Origin of the sequence: Roseibium album, from assembly GCF_965233825.1 — a bacterium.
Classification (GTDB): Bacteria; Pseudomonadota; Alphaproteobacteria; order Rhizobiales; family Stappiaceae; genus Roseibium; species Roseibium album.
Window position 1 is genome coordinate 6,709,559 of record NZ_OZ247583.1, and the last position, 18,173, is coordinate 6,727,731.

Consider the following 18,173-nt stretch of genomic DNA (forward strand, 5'->3'; position numbering starts at 1 on the left):
TCATCCGTTCACAACAGCGCGGAAATTCGCAAATTTTGCCCAGGCGAAATCATTGCCACCTGCTTCATTCATCCTCGTTGCGAAATAGACATTCTGCCAGGCACCAACCTGCTCGCTGGCAAATGCACTCAAGTGGGCACTCTCGCCGAAGGACACGGTTTTCCATCCGGAAAAGGCTTCACCGACAGTCTGTTCCCGTTGTTCACGGAACAATGCCTTGGCCGCTTCGAGATTTCCGGCAACCGCTATCGCAAAATCGATATCGGCGGCACGGCTGTTGTCGATGAAGGCCTTGGCGGACATACGGATGATTTGCGGTGGACACGCGGCGGGCAGTTCTCCGATCGTTATCCCTTCGGCCGGTGGATGGCAGCCAATGGCCCGTTCCGCAGGCAAAGGCATGATCGCTTCAAAATCAAAGGAGACTTCATCCGTGTTTGCGAGGCTGGCATGCTCAAGAATGCCAGGGGCAATCGGCATGTCGCGGAACCCTTCGCTGAGCCCGACTTGCTGCGATTGTGCGGGAATGTAGTTTGCCGACGGCGGCATGGACACGCCCGGGATGCCACCCCAGACCTGCAAGGCCAGGCTGTTCTTCAGAACGGGCATGCCGTTTGCCGCATCCCGCACCTGAAACATCTCGATCGGCTGCAGGCTTCCCAGCGACAGAAGCGGCACGTCCTCATCAGCGTCTTCGACCTGAAGCCGGAATTCCAGGGTGCGGTTGAGCCCAGCCGTTGACTTGGACAAGCCGAAAATGTTCCAGCCGGTTGTCAGGTCACCGCTGGAAATCTGCCATGTATCGACAATGCGCAGGTCCTCGAGAGTGACAAGTTGCGCGCGCAACTTGAGATCCTGGCGGCCCACCGGCTGGTCAAGATGAACCGAAACACCGCTCACGCCCGAACTCGGCACAGGCAGGATCTGACTGATCCCGTCGCGCGAAGCACTGGCCAATACGTTGGCGTTGAGTGGATTTTCCGCCGGTTCATTGCTGAACACCAGATCGAGAGGTTGAAGGCCATGCCTGTTCAGGAACGATTCAATCGCGGCGAACCGGTTCTGCAGATCATCGTTCAGGTTCCGGAGTGTCCTGAGTTCCCTGTTTGACAACACCAGGCGTCTGGCGGCCGATTTGACGTGTTCTGCCACCAGTGCAACGATCGAAGAAATCGCCTCACTTTCGCGCCCGCGGGCCCAGCCGACGACGGAAGGAAGCTGCACGGCGTCCTGCCGATGCAACCATTTGTACAAGGTGTCCGCTTCAGGTGACGCCCCCGGATCAGCCAGGATTGCCAGCGGCAAAACCGGTGCCTCGACGACTTGAAAAACCGATCCCTTTTCGTCGGAAAACAGAGCATGTCCGTCCGACACGCCTTCGAACCAGACTGTTTGCACTGCACCCAGCAGGGCCATTGGCAGCTCCTGCCTCGCAACTCCGACGACGATCAGTGTCAGGTCCTTGAGGAGGCGCTCCTCAATCGCCGGTTTGTCGACTGGATATGCCTCTTGCGTGGCCACGACTGTCATAAACGCCCCCAAAATTTGTACTGCTTTGGCATAATTTTCGGGAAATGCCGCCGCAAGATAACCAAGTACATAGCCAGAAACTCATGCTATTTTGTGACGACAATACGGCATATAAAAGTAATATTTCAAGTTTTTTATGTATTTAACGTCTTTTATTAAATTAATCTATTAGTTTATTTGCAAAATAGTCAATTAGTATTCATAAATTACGATGAATTTCGAAATATTATTTGAAAATTACACGGTAGCAGCCTTTTTGAATTGGGAAATTTCACTACTCTTACCCATTTTATGATCAATGTTGTTTTCATTCAGGAAATTTTGCATTGCAGCAAAAACCTGCCGGTAAGCGCCGTTGAACCCATCGAAGCTGGATTGATCCCAAAAGTCGCTCAACCGGAACACTTTGTCTGAAAAAACGTCGAAGCTGGGTATCTTGAACGTATCTGCAAACTCGCGGGTTCGACTGTCATAAGTGAAATAAATCGACGGAATGCCGTTCGCCAGCGCCATGAGGTTACCGTGTAATCTGTAACCGAGCACCAGGTCGCATGCGCTTACTGCTGCGTCGTAGTCGGCAACCACGTCCGAATAGAAAAGACGTGTGCGGTAGAGCCGCTCGACGTCTTCATCCATGTACCATTGCGAGACCCATGAATTGTCCTTCAAGGACGATATGGCCTCCTCTTTTTGGTCCGGTGTTCCGAGAACGAGCTTCTTTTCCTCGATCTCGCCCTGGGCAAACAGAGTAGTCTCGAACCTTCCAGCGAACGACTTGATCAGGTTTCGATGAAAAGTGAGATATTGTCTGATGTCCCTGGCATAGGCAGGTGAAACCTCTCGCCGAATCGTGAGACCGATCTTTCTCACCTCATCAACTTTGGGAAGCGAAATCTTCAACTCAGGGTCATTCTTGCGAAACGCCGTGGGGCAACCGATGATCCTCGCGTTGCGAATTCCAAGATCCGAGAGAACCTGCGCCGTGTAAGCACCCCTGACACCGACACTTTCTGTGGAATCTGAAATCAGCCTCAACACGTTTTTGGTGGATTCAGACAGTTCGATCCTGCCGTCAACCGGCGCTTGCGCACCGATACCGAAAGCCAGAACCGGCAATCCAAGACGTTTTAGAACCGCCTCGGCACACTCCCAGTCCATCTCGCTGTGAATGTAGTTTGAGCCGCGCAGCACGACATAGTCGAATTCCTCACGAAGCCGGTCGACATCTTCTTCGCGGAATTCGCTGATCGTCAGCGTCCGTAACTTGGTGAAATTCAGCAGCTTCAGCGTTGAATCGAAAACAAAGGCATCACCAATATTGTGGTAGTGATTTATGCTCCTTTGAACATCCTGATACCTGTACCAGCGCACACTGTCGTGATTGTAAACTTCACCCGACGGGATCATGACCAATACGCGAGGCATCTCTGTTCCTTTTATTATTTTCACGCGCTTTGCCGCAGCTCACCGGGGAGCGCAGGTCCCGCGGAAAACCGGTTTCCAATGGCTGAGCGATAGGACGCCAGGTGTTCCCGGGCACTGGACCGGTAGTCCTTCGGCTCCTTGATACCTGCTCGCAGCGTGTTCCAAAGATCTTTGTTTTCAAGAGTTTCCGACATACGATCCGACAGGTCTTCCGGACTGCCTGCCAGAAAATGCAATCCGTCGACGCCGTTACGCACCTTTTCCGCCATCCCTCCGATACCACTGCAGATCAGTGGCCGGCCGTGAAAAAAGGCTTCCTGGATGATGACCGGCGAATTCTCCCACCAGACAGAAGGCATCAGGACCCAATCAACCTGGCGCATGAGGGCCGGCATATCCTTGTTCTGGTATGGACCGGCAAACCGGACCCGATTGCCGGTCCTTTCGATGAGATCGGCAATTTTCGCCCGGAAATCTTCGGGTTGCCGCTCGAGGTTGCCACCAAAAATCGTCAAGGAAGCATCGTCGCCCCAGACGTCCTCCGGAATACGCTGCACGGCATCAAGCAAAACATCGACACCCTTGTAGGGGGTCATCTGTCCGAAGAAGGCGAAACGCGAGCGACGATCCCCATCATTTTTCAGCCGTCGCGGCTCCGCTTTTTCTCTGACGTTCAAACCGTTTTCGATAACCGAAATCTTGTCTCCGGGAAGCCCCCATTGCTGATATCTCTCGGCAAGAAACCTGCTCGGCGTTATGAAGCGGTCAGCCAGACCCAGCATCGATTGAACGAATTGCTTCCGACGCAGGAATGTCCCGGGTTCAATGTCCGGAAAACAGTTGTGGCACGCGATCGGCGAAGCCGTCCGGCACAGCGCATGCGTCCCGGTTTTGACCATCTGGCCATGGTTGTGACAAATCGGCAGAAACTCGTGAAGAGTGACGAAGATTGTACTGTCCGGCAATGCGTCGCGAACGACGTGAAGCGCTTCCAGCCCCAACCCGATAAAATGGTGAAAATGGACAATGTCGGGTTTGAGAGACCCGACAAAGCGGCGCAGGTCAGACTGCAGATCTGATGTGTTGCGATTGGAAATCAGGAACGGGTCATATTCGTCGGCATGAAAGAGCAGTTCATCTTCCGCGTCAGCAACACCCATAAGGGCGGACCTGCCATGCCTTGGATATCCGTCTCCTACACGCGCCAGAAAAAAAGACTGTGAACCGGAAACCGACTTCAATCCCTGATGCAGATTGTAGGACGCAACTTCGGCACCGCCGAGTGAAAGTTCGGGATGTCCGTGCGATATGACCAGCACGCGCACGGTTTCGCTTTCCGGCTTGTCGTCCGATGTCGCTGCCGTCTCCATCACGATGTCTCCTTCAACCCGGCAAACGACGTTGTCCAGGTGCGCTCAAACTGGCTTCGGTCGTGCTGGCCGACAATCTTGTTCCAGAGGCGTTCACTGCCACGTCCGTCTTCCGGGTGAACCATTTCCACTTGAGGCACCCAGTAGGACTTCAAACCCCAACGCCTCAGCTTCAGCGTCGCGTCCATACCTTTTTCATCCGTACCGAGATAGCTGCGCGCAAAGCCGCCGGATTCCGGCAACGCCGACTTCGGCAACACACAGCAATCGAAGGTCGATGCGACCACTTCGCAGCTTTCCGCCCCAAGAAGGGTTCGCCGCGGATACCCGACATAATGCTGCTTCAGGACATGGCTGCCACCTTCCTTGTCGATCCAGGTTCCTGCCCAGCGGATCGTATCGTCCTCATAAAGGATTGTCGGTGTCACGAGACAACTGCCTTCTCGTTCCTGGTAAGCAGATACCAACGGTTCCAGCCAGCCGGGCACCAAGGGTACAACGCTGGAATTGAGGCAAACAACCATATCGGAAGGCGCCGTTTCCATCCCGGCCTGGAGGGCGTCGAGTTTGTCCTCAACGTTTCGGGCTGCAACAGTTCGCACCGCCATTCCATACAGCGTCGCGATCCGTTTTATTTCCTGGAGCTGTTCACTCAGCACGGAGGAAGAAGCCGACAACACGATCGGAGTTCCGCGCAGGAACGGATCGAGTGCCAGAATAGGGAGGAGTGTTCTGATCTTTTCGACCGCACCGTCCAGACCCACCACAATGGATCTGGATGCCGTTTCGGGAACGGCACCAATATCCAGAAAATCGGCGACCGAGGGTTCGGGCGAAACGGCGGTGCCCAGAATGGGCAAAAACTGGCGTTCGATAATGTCTGTCTCGGAAGCAACCGCAGGATCAAGCCCGGCGACAAGCCGGCGCAGCGCAGACCGCAGCGTTGTCTGCCCGAGGGCAAGCGGCGCATAGGCAGACCGACCATCCTTCAGAACGATCTCCAGATACGGCTTCTCCTTCAGGCAGGTATCCAATTCCCCGACGCACACCAGGAACCCATGACGATTTTGCCCGCCGGCCCCGCGCAGGAACGGTGAAAGATCTTCGAAGGCCTTGGTAACATCCGGACGGTTCAAAGACGTCCATGTCTCGTCGAGCCGCGCAAACGTGTTTCCGGCGCGAAGATGAACCGCATCCACATGGTCCTCGGGATTGAGCAGCCAGCCGCACAGAATAACCTCTCCCGTGTTTGTCGCGGCACAAAAATCAATGCCGACACGGACCGGCACATCCAGTTCGCTGACGGTCTCCCGACCATCAAACCGTTGAGCAGCTGTTTCAAGCCTGCTTCTTCCATCCCCGGCAACGCCGAGCCTGGGAAGGAGAGCCCGGATTTGCCCCGGAAGGGCACGCGCAGTTGAGATTGTGCGCTTGTCGTGGACGTCAACTTTGTTCCAGCCGGAACGTCCACGAAAAAACAGATTGCGTATCGATGATGTGGCCAGCGGCTCACCCGGATCGAGAATGCCTGAAAAACCTGCCGCCTTGCCTCCCGTGTCCTTTCTCTCGAACAGGCAACAGCTGAAATCCGCCACGTTGAGGGACCCGTCGAAAACGAAGACGCGGTTGTTTCCGGCAGGCAATTCCTTCGACCAGCCCTGGACGTAGATATCGCCTTCGTCAAACTGGCCGATCATTTCGACAAACCCGTCCCGACGGGCAACATGTCCAACGAGTTTGGCAGCCAATTGCTGACTTTTCGCTTCGGTTTTTCCCGAAAAAAGAACATCGATCAGCTTGTCGACGACACTCGTTTCGGATTGCGGGGCAGCATCGGTAACAAGCTTCGCAAAAGTATCGAATTCGACCGGGCCATATTTGACCGTGTAGGGATGAGCATGTCCCTTGGCACGAAATGTCACGCGTTCCAGTTTGGAAGGCGCCGCAGAATGCAGGAACAGGATCGCAAGAAACGGCGCCGATTTCTGGGTGTTGCCGGACAACATCACCATTGAGGCCTGTGCCGTGTCACTCGGGTCGTCATTCAACACAGCCGGGAGGTTCAGCGCGAAATTTTCGCCTACCCCCGCAACGATTACCGTATCGTGATCCAACACAGTGTAAACAACGCTTCGGCCGTCAAGAGGAAGAACGGGTACCGGCTGACCGGAGGCTCCCGGAGCGATACCCCTTTGTTCCAGGTTCGTGCCGGTCAGTTTCTGTGCTCCTTCGAGTGTGACGACCTGTTCCATTGCTCTAGCTCCACAATCCGCCTGCAGCGGCAAACACCATGCCGCCGACGAAGCCGAGCAATATTGCGAGCAAAAGCAGATGCACCTTGAGACCGTTCCGGTTTCTGTCACCGAGCGCGATCAAGCGGTCGTCAAAGCTCTTGAGCGTCGTATCGAAACGCAGCAGAAACACCTCGAGTTCCTTGACGCGCTGCGCAAGATCGCCCTGACCGTTCTTGAGAATGGCCATTGCCTCGCCAAGCTCTCCTTCTTTCGAGGCAAGAGTGTCGATCCTCTGGGTTGTCTTCTTCAGCAATTCGGTTGCGTCCCGCTGGCCGATTGCGCTCTTTCCCTGAATGGAGATCACCCGGTCCAGTTTTTTCATCACCAGCGACAATGGCAGCGCGATTGCTGCCTCCGCCGCGCGTTCTTCCACGCTCGGACGCGGCAGCGTCGATTGCGTTCCGTCTCGTGGCGATTCGGCGACAATGGACAGTCCCTCAGGTGCCGACGCCGCAGCCTGGGGCAGTTCAAGATCAAAGGCGTAGGCCCCGTCGCCGATCCCGTTGCGTTGCAGGTCTATACGCTGTGCATCCGCGGTCTTGCTCATGAGACGTTCGCCGTCATGAAGCACATGGATCGTCATCCGGTCTGCAGGGTTCGCTGCATCCCAGGCCCAACCGAGCAGGCGGCCCTGTTCATACGCATCCACCCGCCCCTGGATCTTCGGAGCGCTGTTCTGGTCTGCTTCTGCCTGCGCAGTTTTGTCTTCCAACTTTGCTGCGGTCATGATCGTCTCGCTAGGCTGCCGGGTCACTCACTCTCCGGTGCTGGTCAATGAACAACTCAAGATACTGTTTCGCCACCGTCGCCACGTCGGGCGGCCGTCGTGTGTTTTCTGCAAGGTTGCGGTAAAGGCCCGGATCGTCTGCGGCAGCCTTCATCACGGCGGCCAGGCTGATCGGGTCATTTCGACGGATATGCAGGCCATCTGTGCCGTCCCGGACGGCCTCGGCCATGCCTCCGACTCCAGTGACGATCACCGGCCGTTCATGCTGCTGTGCCTCGGCAATGACAAGCGGAGCATTCTCCCACCAGACCGATGGCACGACCACCCAGTCGACAGGACCAATAAGGTCTGGAACATCATGAGGTTTGTATGGACCAAGCCTCACGACATGAGGCGCGGTCGCCTTGAACAGGGTTTCGATCCTTTCGATAAACTCGGTGCTCTGAAACGGTGCCCCGCCGTGCACGCGCAATTCGAATTCGACTTCGCGCTCGATCAGGACCTGCGCAGCCTGCAGCAGAACCTCAATGCCTTTCCAGGGCGTCAGATTTCCGAAGAAGCCGAACACTCGCTTGGGAACGTCGCTCGACGCGCGGCCCGGCACCGGTTCCACGTCCGGCCTGCCGTTGCGAATGATGCCGATCTTGTCCGCAGGCAGACCCCAGCGGACATAGACATCCCGCAGGAATGCACTGGGTGCAACAAACTGGTCCACCGCACCCAGATGGGTCTTGATGAAACGCTCACGCAATCGCATGTCGTTGGGCTTCGCAGCCTCCAGGCACTTGCACAAGCCACCTGGTCCCAAAGCTGCGCAGGGTTCATCGGGGCTCTGCATCAGGACGCCGTCATTGGCACAGATCGCATAGTAGTCGTGAAGCGTCATGACGATGCGAACGTCTGGCAGGACGCGCCGGATCAGAACCGGCAACTCAACGCCGAAAAGCAGCAGATGGTGAATGTGGATGACGTCAGGCCGGTAGCTTTCCAGAAGCGCTGTCATGTCTGGAACAAAGGCACGCAGATCCACCTGGCTCATGTTGAACCGGTCGAAGTGCCCCGCCCACATCAGGAGTTCGTCGCCGCTGTCACTGATCGCCTGAAAACTGGTTCCGGGATGCGGCTCCCGATGCAATTGATTGGTTGCACCGACAAAAAGGGCCTCGTGCCCCGCTTCCCGGTAAGCCTTCGATAACTCGAGTGCAACGGTCTCGGTTCCACCGGGATGAAGTTCGGGATGATTGTGGGCAAAGACCAGAATTTTCATCAACGCCGGCCCCGCGATGTTTTCACCGCGACGAACATGTCTTGGTAGTGTTGGCTTCCGGTCTGTCCGCGCCAGTGACCGAGTTTCTTCAACGCGATTTCAAAACCGGCCGCGTTCAGGGCCCTGTCCAGGAAACCGTCATCAAATGCCACTGCTGCCAGCGGGGCTTGCGCGTTGCCGTACCAGGCGGGACCCGCGCCTGCGCGCTGGAACCGGATTCTGGGAGTGAGTTTTTCTGAGCCGGGCTGCGTGTCGGTATTCATGATGAATGCCGACAGGAACAGCCGCCCGCCCTTGTCCAGCAGCCGGGACACTTCGTGAAAATAGGGCTCGATTTCAGTTGGCGGCAAATGGGTTACGACGGAGGTCATGATTGCGTAGTCAAAGGACCCGTTGGCGAACGGCAACTTGATTTCCGCGCCTTTTATGTAGCCGTCCGGATTGTAGAGATCGTTTGCAATATCAAGGTGCATGAACCGGAAGTTCGGATAGATGGACCCGATCTGCCGCGTGCACCATTGAATGCCGGGAGATGCGGGATCGATACCGGTGTAACGCCCTCTGTCAGGATCGAGATATTGGGTCAGAGGCACCGCCATGCGCCCGATCCCGCAGCCGATATCCAATACCCGTTCGTGCTCGTTCAATCCGCCGAGTTCGACAAAATATCCAAGAAATTCAGTACCGATTGCCAGAAAATCTCCGTCACCGACGAAGTTCTCCTCGCTCGGTGGTACCGGCAGATACCGGTTGCGCTGAATGGTCTTTTGAAGAAGCGCCAACCGGTCGCCCGCGATGGCGGCGGGTTTTAGTCTCACGGTGTCTTCGATCATGACGGGAGAGTTCATCAGATTGCCATCCCGTCCCGAGCACCAATCGAGGACATCACATCCATTATTTCCTGTTCCCACCTGAATTGCTGAAGCCAGCGATTGTATTGAGAAGCAACACCGCGCGTGTAATCCCCATTTTTGCTTATGGAAACGCGCTCAAAATGATAAAGCTCAACATCGCCAAGGTAATAAATCTTTTTATTACTGCTTCTCAATTTCAAACAAAGATCACTGTCTTCATAGTCACCAATGATGAAGTCGGTCGTATATCCTCCCGCCTCCTCGAAATCGGAGCGTGACAGAACGAGACAGGCGCCCGTTACCCCTGGGACCTCGCGCGAGGTGCTGGCTTGCGGGAAGTGACGCGGAAACCCCTTGAAATAGTGATGATTGAACCAGCGGCCTTTTTCATCCTGAATGAATTTGAGACCGGCATGCTGAATGGCATTGTCGGCATAGAGCAGTTTGGCCCCCGCCGCACCGACCTGTTCATCCATCATCAGACAGGCACACAGCTGCTCCAGCCAGCCGCTGTCCAGAGGCACCACATCAGAGTTGACCATCGCCAGGTATCGGCCGTTGGCCTTTGAAGCGCCGGCGTTGCAGGCAAGCGCGTATCCGCCGTTCTGTTCCATCACGATCATCCGGATCGGCAAACCATAAAGAAGGTGAAAACCGATAAGCAGGTCTTCGACATGCGTCGCCTGCTCCGGGGAATCGAGCACAAAGATGATTTCTGCATTTTCAGCAAGCCATCTGTCCGCCGCGAATGCGGCGAGTTGCGGCTTCATGAATTCGTAGATCTTGTAAAGCGGGATCACGATGGAAACGACAGGATTTTGTGTCTGCGTTCCGATCAGAATCTCGGTTGGACCACCGACCTGCTTGCGAAAGTTGTCCTGCAGGTCTGCAAGAGGTTGTGCCAGGCATCCGGAGATCAGCGCATCTGTCGCATGCCGGGGCGGAATAATGGAAAGAGCGTTTGCGCGGCTTTCTGCGGCATCGCTTGGTTGCGGCGGAGGTACAAGCGAGGTCCGTTCTCCGGACGCGAGTCGAAGCTCGAGACGTGGCTGGATGTGGTGCCTCAGCGCGCCTCCGGTCGGCGCGAATGCAACGAACTTCTTGATCGGGTATCCACCCTGCGTTTCCGGCAGAACGCCGTCAAACGCATGCAGCTCAAGGGGAACCGGTTCCGTTTCGACCGTTAGAACATCCAGGCCCTCGATCGATTTGCCTGGATCCCGCATCCAGCCCCCGACCAGAACACCGCTGTCAACGGATATCGCCGTTTCGACAGCACAAAAGGCCGCGGTTTCGCCAAGCGCACCATACCGCCGTGCCGGCATGGGTTCAGCAAGTTGCAGATCACGTACGGCTGCCCTTGCCGTCGGCGTTCTTCCGCCCAGTCTGGTAATGAGATAGTCGCGCACTTCGGGAAGTTTGCGCGCGTTGGAAGCCCACCATGTTCCGAGCGAGCGCGCCGCGCCCTCCGCTTCCAGCCGCCGGATCGCAAGTCCCCATGGACCGGACAACACCAGATGGCTTCTGGCAGGTGGCTGCGCCAAATCAACAGTGCCCAGGAACAGCCGGTTCCGGCCGTTGTTGTAAGACTCATTGAAAATGTCGCCATCAAGCCGCTTGACACCGGCGTCACCGATCAGGATAGCCGACGAGATTTCTGCGCATTCACTATTGAGAAATGTTTCCAGAAGGTACGTCCCGCTCACCGAAGCAACGCAGTCGGCAACACTCGGCGCATCATTGACTGATTGGAGCAATTTGGTGGCGAAGCCGACGAAACTGCGTGATCTCGCCAACTTGAACATGCCTGCCCAGGTGTTCAGGATCGTTGTGACAAGCGACGCGCAGGCGTTCTGTGTCAGGCCATTCGTCAGGGCGAACGGGTCCACAGCACTTACGGACTGACTGAAGTCCGCCGTGAGTTCCGCTCCGGATCCGATGGTTCCTGCCGTCAGTTTCAAACTCAGCCTGGATTTGTCTTTCGGAGCAAGCGCCCAGATTATTCTCGACCGTCCATCCAGCAACGCCAGACGAACACTTGCCATTGCGGAAAACTGGGCGCTCCCGAGTTCTTCCAGCCGCGGCGCTGCGTTGACTGCATGTGGAGGATCCCAGGCAACAAGATAAACATCGGGCGTCAGCTGCAGAAACTGCGGCGCATCAAAGGGTGATTCCGCATATGTGCCGAGAGTTTCGAGCATGTTTAAACTTCATTACGCGAGAACAAATGCCGGGCACACAGAGGCGCCCGGGCAGAAAGGCACTGCCCCGAACACCCGGCAAGCCGGGCGCCCGGGGACAGTATGTTATGTCACGACAATGAAGCCTTCCGGATTGTCCTTCAGGTCATCTGTATCGATGTTGTTGAGCGTGACGGTGTCGCCGTTGCCCAGATCGATGACCGTATTGTTGCCGACCTGTGTTGCGCGATCCGCAACGTCGGCAGCCGAACCAATTCCGGTGCTGTTGATGTTTGCGGAGATCTGAACCAGATCACCCACCTGGAAGTCCATGATAATGTCGTTGCCGCCACCACCACTGAAAACGAAAACATCGTGGTTTCCGCCACCGAACATCACATCATTACCGGCACCGCCGTCAATGATGTCGGTTCCTTCGCCGCCGAGGATGATGTCGCCACCATCTCCGCCTTCGATATAGTCGGACCCCGAACCGCCAAAGATGATGTCGCTGTGATCTCCGCCAAGAATAACGTCGTCGCCACCCTGCCCGAAAATCTTGTCAGCTCCGTCACCGCCAACGATGAGGTCACCGCCCTTGCCGCCGAACAAAAAGTCATCGCCTTCGTTGCCGACGATGACATCCGACGCGCCCAGACCGAAAATGAAATCCTGGGCATTTGTGCCCGATAGGAAATCCTCGAAAGCACTGCCTTCTATTGTGGCCATAGCTTACTCCTGAAGTTAACGTCACTCAAACAACGCCCCGGAAACCGTGGCACCCCGCGCCGCACAAACCCCGTTTTCTTGCGATGCAAAAGTTACAATACACATTTATCTTTCAATTCAAAGTGATGAATAGTGAAAAAAGTAAGGCAATATTTTGTTTATTGAGTATTTTATATAATATTACTCGAATGATGTTTTTAAATTACCAGACTATTGTGCATTTTTTACATATAAATTCGAATTAATATCAGCTAAACCCGACTTGCAACCAAATATTGAAAATCTTAATTTTATCAATTAATTCTGATAGTTATCATAAATGCAATGAAATCCTGCCGAATCCGGAACGCTCGCTCTGATAGAATGTACGATTGTAATTCTTGAGTAGAAATAAGCGCGTGCCGGTTTTTATACCGCAGTGCACAAATAGCATGCAGCGCGCTGCATGCTATTTTTTATATTGATGGATATGCCGGATATGCGATCGGAAAAGGTCAATCTTCCCGGAAGGCGCGATTGAAACTTTCCGTAAGTGGCTCAAGCAGATATTCCATCGCTTTTCTCGCCCTGCGAACAATAAGCACCTCCGCAGGCATGCCCGGATAAAGCGCGACCACAGGGTTGTTTGCCAACTCCTGCGGACTGACTTCCGCCCTGACGACATAAAATGCGGCCTGCGTCTGCTGGTCGATGCTCTGGTCGGCGGCGACGTAGGTCACTTCTCCATCGAGAGCACGTACATTTCGCCTGTCATAGGCGGTCAGCCTGATGCGCGCCTCAGATCCTACCCGGACGTGATCGATATCCTTGAGGTTCATCCGGACTTCAACAAGCATCTTTTCGTCCTGCGGGACAATATCCATGATCGCCTTGCCCGGCTCGACCACGCCTCCGGGTGTCCGTTTCTCGATATCGTAGACGATCCCCCCCTGCGGTGCGTAGACCACAAGCCGGTCGAGTACGTCCTTGGCAGAAATGATTTGTTCGTTGGTAATGTTCAGCTCCAGCTGTGCCTGGAGTATCTCGCTTGCAATTTCGCTCTGAAGTTCCTGCTCGGCTTGCAGCAAGGCAACTTCCGCCCCCTGCTTCGCCTTTTCCGACTTGGCCTTTTCCGCCGCCAGTTCGCCGCCGTTGCCGATCAGTTCACTCAACTCCAGTTGGACCTCACTCAGCATGGCCTTTGATGCGAACCCTTTCTTCGCAAGGCCGCTCAGGGCATCCACCCGCTCTGCCATCAGGGACTGACGGTGCGTATTCGATTTGATCTGCGCTTCGGCGGCTTCAATCAGCGCTGCGAATTGCTCGATTTCCTTTTGCTGGAATGCCACCTTGCCTTCGTAGACCTTGCGGCGCTTTTCGAAAAAGCGCTCCTCGGCGATCATCACATCCGACACGGTTTGTGCATCGCTGCTCAAAAGCTCGGCCGGCATTTCGATCTCGCCCTTGAGGTCGCGCTCGGCGCGCAGCCGCGCCAGCGTTGCCAGCAGGCTGATTCTCTTGCCGCGCAACTGCGCGAGATCCGCTCGCGCCCGCGTATCATCGAGTTCCACAAGAGGCTGCCCCGATTTCACGAAGTCGCCTTCCTGCACGAGCAGCCTGCGCAGAATCCCGCCTTCCAGATGCGTAATCGTCTTTCGCTTGCTGTCGACAACCACCTTTCCGGTCGCCACGGCGGCACTGTCAAGATCTGCGGTCAATCCCCATAGCAGAAATCCGCCAAATCCAATCCCGACCGCAAGGAAGGCCGCGATGAGCGGACCACGCAGGCTCGAGGTCTTGTTGTGTTCAGGAGGTTCCGGTTGTTGCCAGAATGGCTTGACCGCAAGGTCCGGCAGCTTTGCCGGAACCTTGGTTTCGCTGTCCGCGCGCGACGTCATGCCACTTCTCCACTTGCAGGCAGGGCACGATCTGCGCTCGGCGCAGGCAATCGCCTGGTAATATTGCTAACGACTTCGGTTCTTTCACCGAACTGGCCGATCCGCCCGTCTTCCAGGACCAGGATCTTGTCAGTCGCCTCCATGATCGCCGGGCGGTGCGCGATCACGATCACGATTGCTCCGTTTTTCTTGGCGCTGGAGATCGCCCTGAGCAGCGCAACCTCACCTTCCGTATCGAGATTCGCGTTGGGTTCATCCAGCACAAGCAGCCTCGGACGTCCGAACAGGGCCCGTGCGAGCGCGACACGCTGCTTCTGCCCTCCAGAAAGGGTGTACTTGTTGTCGCCGACCGGTGTGTCATAACCAAGCGGCATGCGGCCGATCATCTCGTGAACGCCAGCCGAGCGGGCGGCGTCGATCACCATTTGCGGATCTGCATCATACATGCGCGAGATGTTTTCGCGGACGGTTCCGTCGAGAAGCGAAACCGATTGCGGCAGATACCCGACCATGGCCCCGAAGGAAGCCCGTTCCCAAAGATAGACATTATGCCCATCGAGGAACACGCCGCCCGTTGTCGGCTGCAGAGCTCCGACCAGCAGCCGGGCAAGGGTGGATTTCCCTGCCGCCGAGGGTCCGACGATGCCTAGAACGTCACCTGGATCCAGGGTGAACGAAACGCCCTTGATGACCGGAAGCGGAGTGTTCGGCGCGACGAACACCAGCCGGTCGACCTTGAGCGGGCCTTCACTCGGCGGCGTTGGAATGGACTGTCGGATGGAGGAATGGTTCTCCAGAACCTCGCGCACCCGTCCCCAGGCCGTGAAGGCAAAGACCCACTGCCGCCAGTTTTCGGTCATGTTGTCGAACGGCAGCAGCAATCGTCCGGTGATGATGCTCGCGGCAATCATTGTTCCGGCCGTCACCTCCCCCTGGATAACAAGGTCGGCGCCAAGAGCAAGCACGGCGATCTGCATGCCGAATCGCAAACTGCGCGTAAGCGCGTGGATGGCCTTTCCCCGTCGGCTACCATGCGCCATCAGCTCGCTGGCATTCACCTGATTTTTCCGCCAGCGCCGCGCAAGCGCAGGCATCAGCCCCATCGCCTCGATCGTCTCCGCATGGCGCAAAGTGGACGCCATGGTCGCGACATTTTCGACATTTGCGGTATTGGCTTCTTTCAGAAGCGAACGCGTCGCCATGTCGGAGATGATGTTGAGGCCGATGAGAACAAAAGCCGAAATAACCGCCAGGAGACCATAAAGCGGGTGAAGTATAAAAAGCACCGCAAGGAAGATCGGCACCCAGAGGGCTTCCAGGGGGGCACTGATCGCGTTGCTGGTAATGAATGAGCGCAGGTCATTCAGATCCCGGAGCACTTCCGAAGCCAGACTCCCCCCTTTTTCCAGAGATGACTTCACGCCTGCTTCGATCGCGCTGTGATTGAGCCTGCGCACGAACTCCGTGCCCATGACCTGAAAAATCTGACTGCGAATGAACTCCAGAATACCGTAAAGAGCGAGCGAACCGGCCGCGATTACGACAAGCATTCCCAGCGTGTCCAGGCTCTGACTGTTCAAAACACGGTCGTGAACCTGGAGCATAAACAGCGGTGCGGTCAGCTGCAAAAGCGTGATGAACCCGCTCAAGATGGCTGCCGCGATCAGACCAGTTGCAAAGGTCTTGCGAGCTTCCCGAACCAGCCGGGACGGGTCTTTTGCGGCCGCTTCCACCTGCTCAGCCATGCATCATTCTCCAACTATTCAACTCAAAGACGAATTCGCAGGTGCGAAAAAAATTAGTAATTGCCTAGAAAACGACACATCTTTTCCCTATAAATGGCGAAGGTTTGTAGACTAAATTGAATGAAGTTTGGGATTTAATTGTGGCATGCGATTGATTCCCATGCAAAAGATAAAATTATAAATAAAAAACGAAAGCCTCGCGAAGACAAGGAGCAACTTGGTAATGAATTTATTTCGAATTTAGTTCGAAATTTGGTGGGAGTTAGGGGCATATGCACAAAATCTTCACTGATGCACCACAACAAATAAATGGTCGAATCGACATCCCTAAACCAAAGGTGGAAAGCAATACGTATGATGTAGCGGAAACCGGCACACGTGCCGATTTGAATCCCTACGCTCACGCAAACCATTTCGAACTCGTGCGTGTGATAGAAAGAATGTACCGGCGATATCTCGACCGGTTGCGGGTTGATCTGATCAGGATCGGTGCCGATGACATCTCGCCGTCGCACGCCATGCTTCTGTTTACGATCGGGGACGACGATCTGTCTGTGCGCGATCTGATGGATCGTGGTCACTATCTGGGATCCAATGCTTCCTACAGCCTGAAACAGCTCGTTCAGTCCGGATATGTCGACCGAACGGCATCGGCAAGAGACAGACGCTCAGCCCGGATCAGGCTGACCGAGAAAGGCAAGCTCCTTTGCAAGGCGATCAAGGCTGCTGACGAAGTCAATCAGGCGCAGATTGTCCGCAATGAACGCGACCGGATGGCCCTGGAAGAAACCTTTGCGCTGCTGCGAAAGCTTGAAGTGATCTGGGCAACGGATCTCCAGCAGGGGAACGGCCGTCTCATGGGGAACGGTTTCTGACCAGAGTCTCTGTCCATGCATATTGTTTTCGTGCACCGGCGCGGTCCCGGGCAATTCGTTCATATTGCCCGCCGCCTCATTCTGGACGGGTGGACTGTTACCCTGGTGTGCGAAAGCGTTGACAGGCCCGTCCCGGGACTTCGGGTGCTTCGCTATGCAAATGGTGCAGCAGCCGACTCCGGGCGAGCCGTACAAGGTGACGTGGCGGTTCCCTATGTGGAAGCCGGACGACGGGTCGCCGATATCCTCCAGCGGCTCGCCCGGCACGGCCGCCCCCCCGATATCGTCATGGGTCATATCGCCTGGGGCGGCATGATGTTTGTCAAGGATGCACTTCCCGACACGGCAATGGTCGGATTTTGCGAATACTACTTCCAGCCGAAAGGCGGCGACGTCGGTTTTGCCCCTTCCGAGGAGATGGACATTGCAAGGCGGCAGACACTGCGCCTGCGCAATGCCGTACAACTTTCCACACTCGATCAGATGGATTGCGGCGTCAGCCCGACTCAATGGCAAAGAAGCCGCTACCCGAGCGCCTATCAACGGAAAATCGTCGCGCAACACGAAGGCATCGACCTGTCACGGGCGCGACCTGATCCACTGGCCACATTCCGTCTGCCGGACGGGACACTCCTCAGCTCAGGCGACCCGGTTGTCACATTCGCCGCGCGCGATCTTGAACCATACAGGGGTTTTCCGCAGTTCATGCGAGCTGCTGCCATCGTCGGCAAACGAAATCCTCAAGCAAGGTTCGTGGTTGCCGGTGGTGATGGAGTCAGCTACGGCAGCGGACCGGAAGGCAATTCCAACTGGCGGAAGCTCCTTCTGGAAGAAACCGGACTTCCTCCGGAGCGGATCCACTTTCTTGGACAGATACCGCATCGGGATCTGCTGCGCCTGTTTCAGGTATCAGCAGCTCATGTCTACTTGACCTACCCGTTCGTGTTGTCCTGGTCGTTTCTCGAAGCCATGGCCTGCGGGGCCCCCATTATCGCTTCCGACACCCCTCCCGTCCGAGAAGTTGTCACAGACGGTGTCAACGGCCGGCTCGTGGATTTCTGGAAGATCGAAGAGTTTGCAGAAAGAATTGAAGAGGCACTCTGGAAACCTGACCTGTTCCACGCGATGCGCACGGAAGCAAGAAAAACCATAGCGTCCCGATATGAGCTCAATGAATGCTGTGTGAAAACACAGCGCCTGCTGTCACGGGTGCTTGGATCGCGTGCGCAATCGCCTCACGCCCAATCGCGGGACAGGGAGATCCCGGGTCCCGACAGGAAAGAAGAAGTTACATAGTTCC

At 55.8% G+C, this 18,173-nt stretch carries 13 protein-coding genes; 2 read left to right on the forward strand and 11 right to left on the reverse strand.

The window, feature by feature from the left end; all coding sequences use genetic code 11:
* From ACO6TI_RS30835 to ACO6TI_RS30885, 11 genes are all read right to left on the reverse strand, one after another.
* Nucleotides 1-1,530: a DUF6212 domain-containing protein gene (locus tag ACO6TI_RS30835; protein ID WP_055113140.1), complete on the reverse strand. Its 1,530-nt coding sequence runs from the start codon at nucleotides 1,528-1,530 to the stop codon at nucleotides 1-3.
* A 237-nt stretch (nucleotides 1,531-1,767) separates the two neighbouring features.
* Nucleotides 1,768-2,955, reverse strand: coding sequence for a polysaccharide pyruvyl transferase family protein (locus ACO6TI_RS30840; RefSeq protein WP_055113142.1), 1,188 nt, complete (start codon nucleotides 2,953-2,955; stop codon nucleotides 1,768-1,770).
* 20 nt (nucleotides 2,956-2,975) lie between these two features.
* A complete protein-coding gene (locus ACO6TI_RS30845; RefSeq protein ID WP_104701045.1) occupies nucleotides 2,976-4,325 on the reverse strand; it encodes a glycosyltransferase family 4 protein in 1,350 nt (449 codons plus the stop codon).
* Nucleotides 4,325-6,577 (reverse strand): hypothetical protein, encoded by a 2,253-nt coding sequence (locus ACO6TI_RS30850; protein WP_422384022.1) that lies wholly within the window; start codon nucleotides 6,575-6,577, stop codon nucleotides 4,325-4,327. Before ACO6TI_RS30850 ends, ACO6TI_RS30845 begins: the two co-directional genes overlap by 1 nt.
* A 4-nt stretch (nucleotides 6,578-6,581) precedes the next feature.
* Nucleotides 6,582-7,346, reverse strand: a complete 765-nt coding sequence (locus ACO6TI_RS30855; RefSeq protein ID WP_144435932.1) for a hypothetical protein — start codon at nucleotides 7,344-7,346, stop codon at nucleotides 6,582-6,584.
* A gap of 10 nt (nucleotides 7,347-7,356) precedes the next feature.
* Complete coding sequence (locus ACO6TI_RS30860; RefSeq protein ID WP_055113150.1) at nucleotides 7,357-8,613, reverse strand: glycosyltransferase family 4 protein; 1,257 nt, start codon at nucleotides 8,611-8,613, stop codon at nucleotides 7,357-7,359.
* On the reverse strand, nucleotides 8,613-9,461 hold the full coding sequence (locus tag ACO6TI_RS30865) for a class I SAM-dependent methyltransferase (RefSeq protein ID WP_422384023.1): 849 nt from the start codon (nucleotides 9,459-9,461) through the stop codon (nucleotides 8,613-8,615). The genes ACO6TI_RS30860 and ACO6TI_RS30865 overlap by 1 nt, the downstream gene beginning before the upstream one ends.
* Entirely contained in the window at nucleotides 9,461-11,668 is a 2,208-nt protein-coding gene (locus ACO6TI_RS30870; RefSeq protein WP_196901043.1) for a glycosyltransferase family 2 protein, read from the reverse strand. The genes ACO6TI_RS30865 and ACO6TI_RS30870 overlap by 1 nt, the downstream gene beginning before the upstream one ends.
* A 105-nt stretch (nucleotides 11,669-11,773) precedes the next feature.
* Nucleotides 11,774-12,376, reverse strand: coding sequence for a calcium-binding protein (locus ACO6TI_RS30875; protein WP_055113154.1), 603 nt, complete (start codon nucleotides 12,374-12,376; stop codon nucleotides 11,774-11,776).
* Between the two features lie 494 nt (nucleotides 12,377-12,870).
* A complete protein-coding gene (locus ACO6TI_RS30880; RefSeq protein ID WP_082442625.1) occupies nucleotides 12,871-14,253 on the reverse strand; it encodes an HlyD family type I secretion periplasmic adaptor subunit in 1,383 nt (460 codons plus the stop codon).
* On the reverse strand, nucleotides 14,250-15,998 hold the full coding sequence (locus ACO6TI_RS30885; RefSeq protein WP_104701038.1) for a type I secretion system permease/ATPase: 1,749 nt from the start codon (nucleotides 15,996-15,998) through the stop codon (nucleotides 14,250-14,252). The genes ACO6TI_RS30880 and ACO6TI_RS30885 overlap by 4 nt, the downstream gene beginning before the upstream one ends.
* A 338-nt stretch (nucleotides 15,999-16,336) precedes the next feature.
* Here ACO6TI_RS30885 and ACO6TI_RS30890 point away from each other — a divergent pair, with 338 nt between their 5' ends.
* Both ACO6TI_RS30890 and ACO6TI_RS30895 read left to right on the forward strand, forming a co-directional pair.
* Nucleotides 16,337-16,873: a winged helix DNA-binding protein gene (locus tag ACO6TI_RS30890; RefSeq protein WP_055114209.1), complete on the forward strand. Its 537-nt coding sequence runs from the start codon at nucleotides 16,337-16,339 to the stop codon at nucleotides 16,871-16,873.
* Between the two features lie 15 nt (nucleotides 16,874-16,888).
* Nucleotides 16,889-18,169, forward strand: coding sequence for a glycosyltransferase (locus tag ACO6TI_RS30895; protein WP_422384024.1), 1,281 nt, complete (start codon nucleotides 16,889-16,891; stop codon nucleotides 18,167-18,169).
* Nucleotides 18,170-18,173 lie beyond the last annotated feature (4 nt).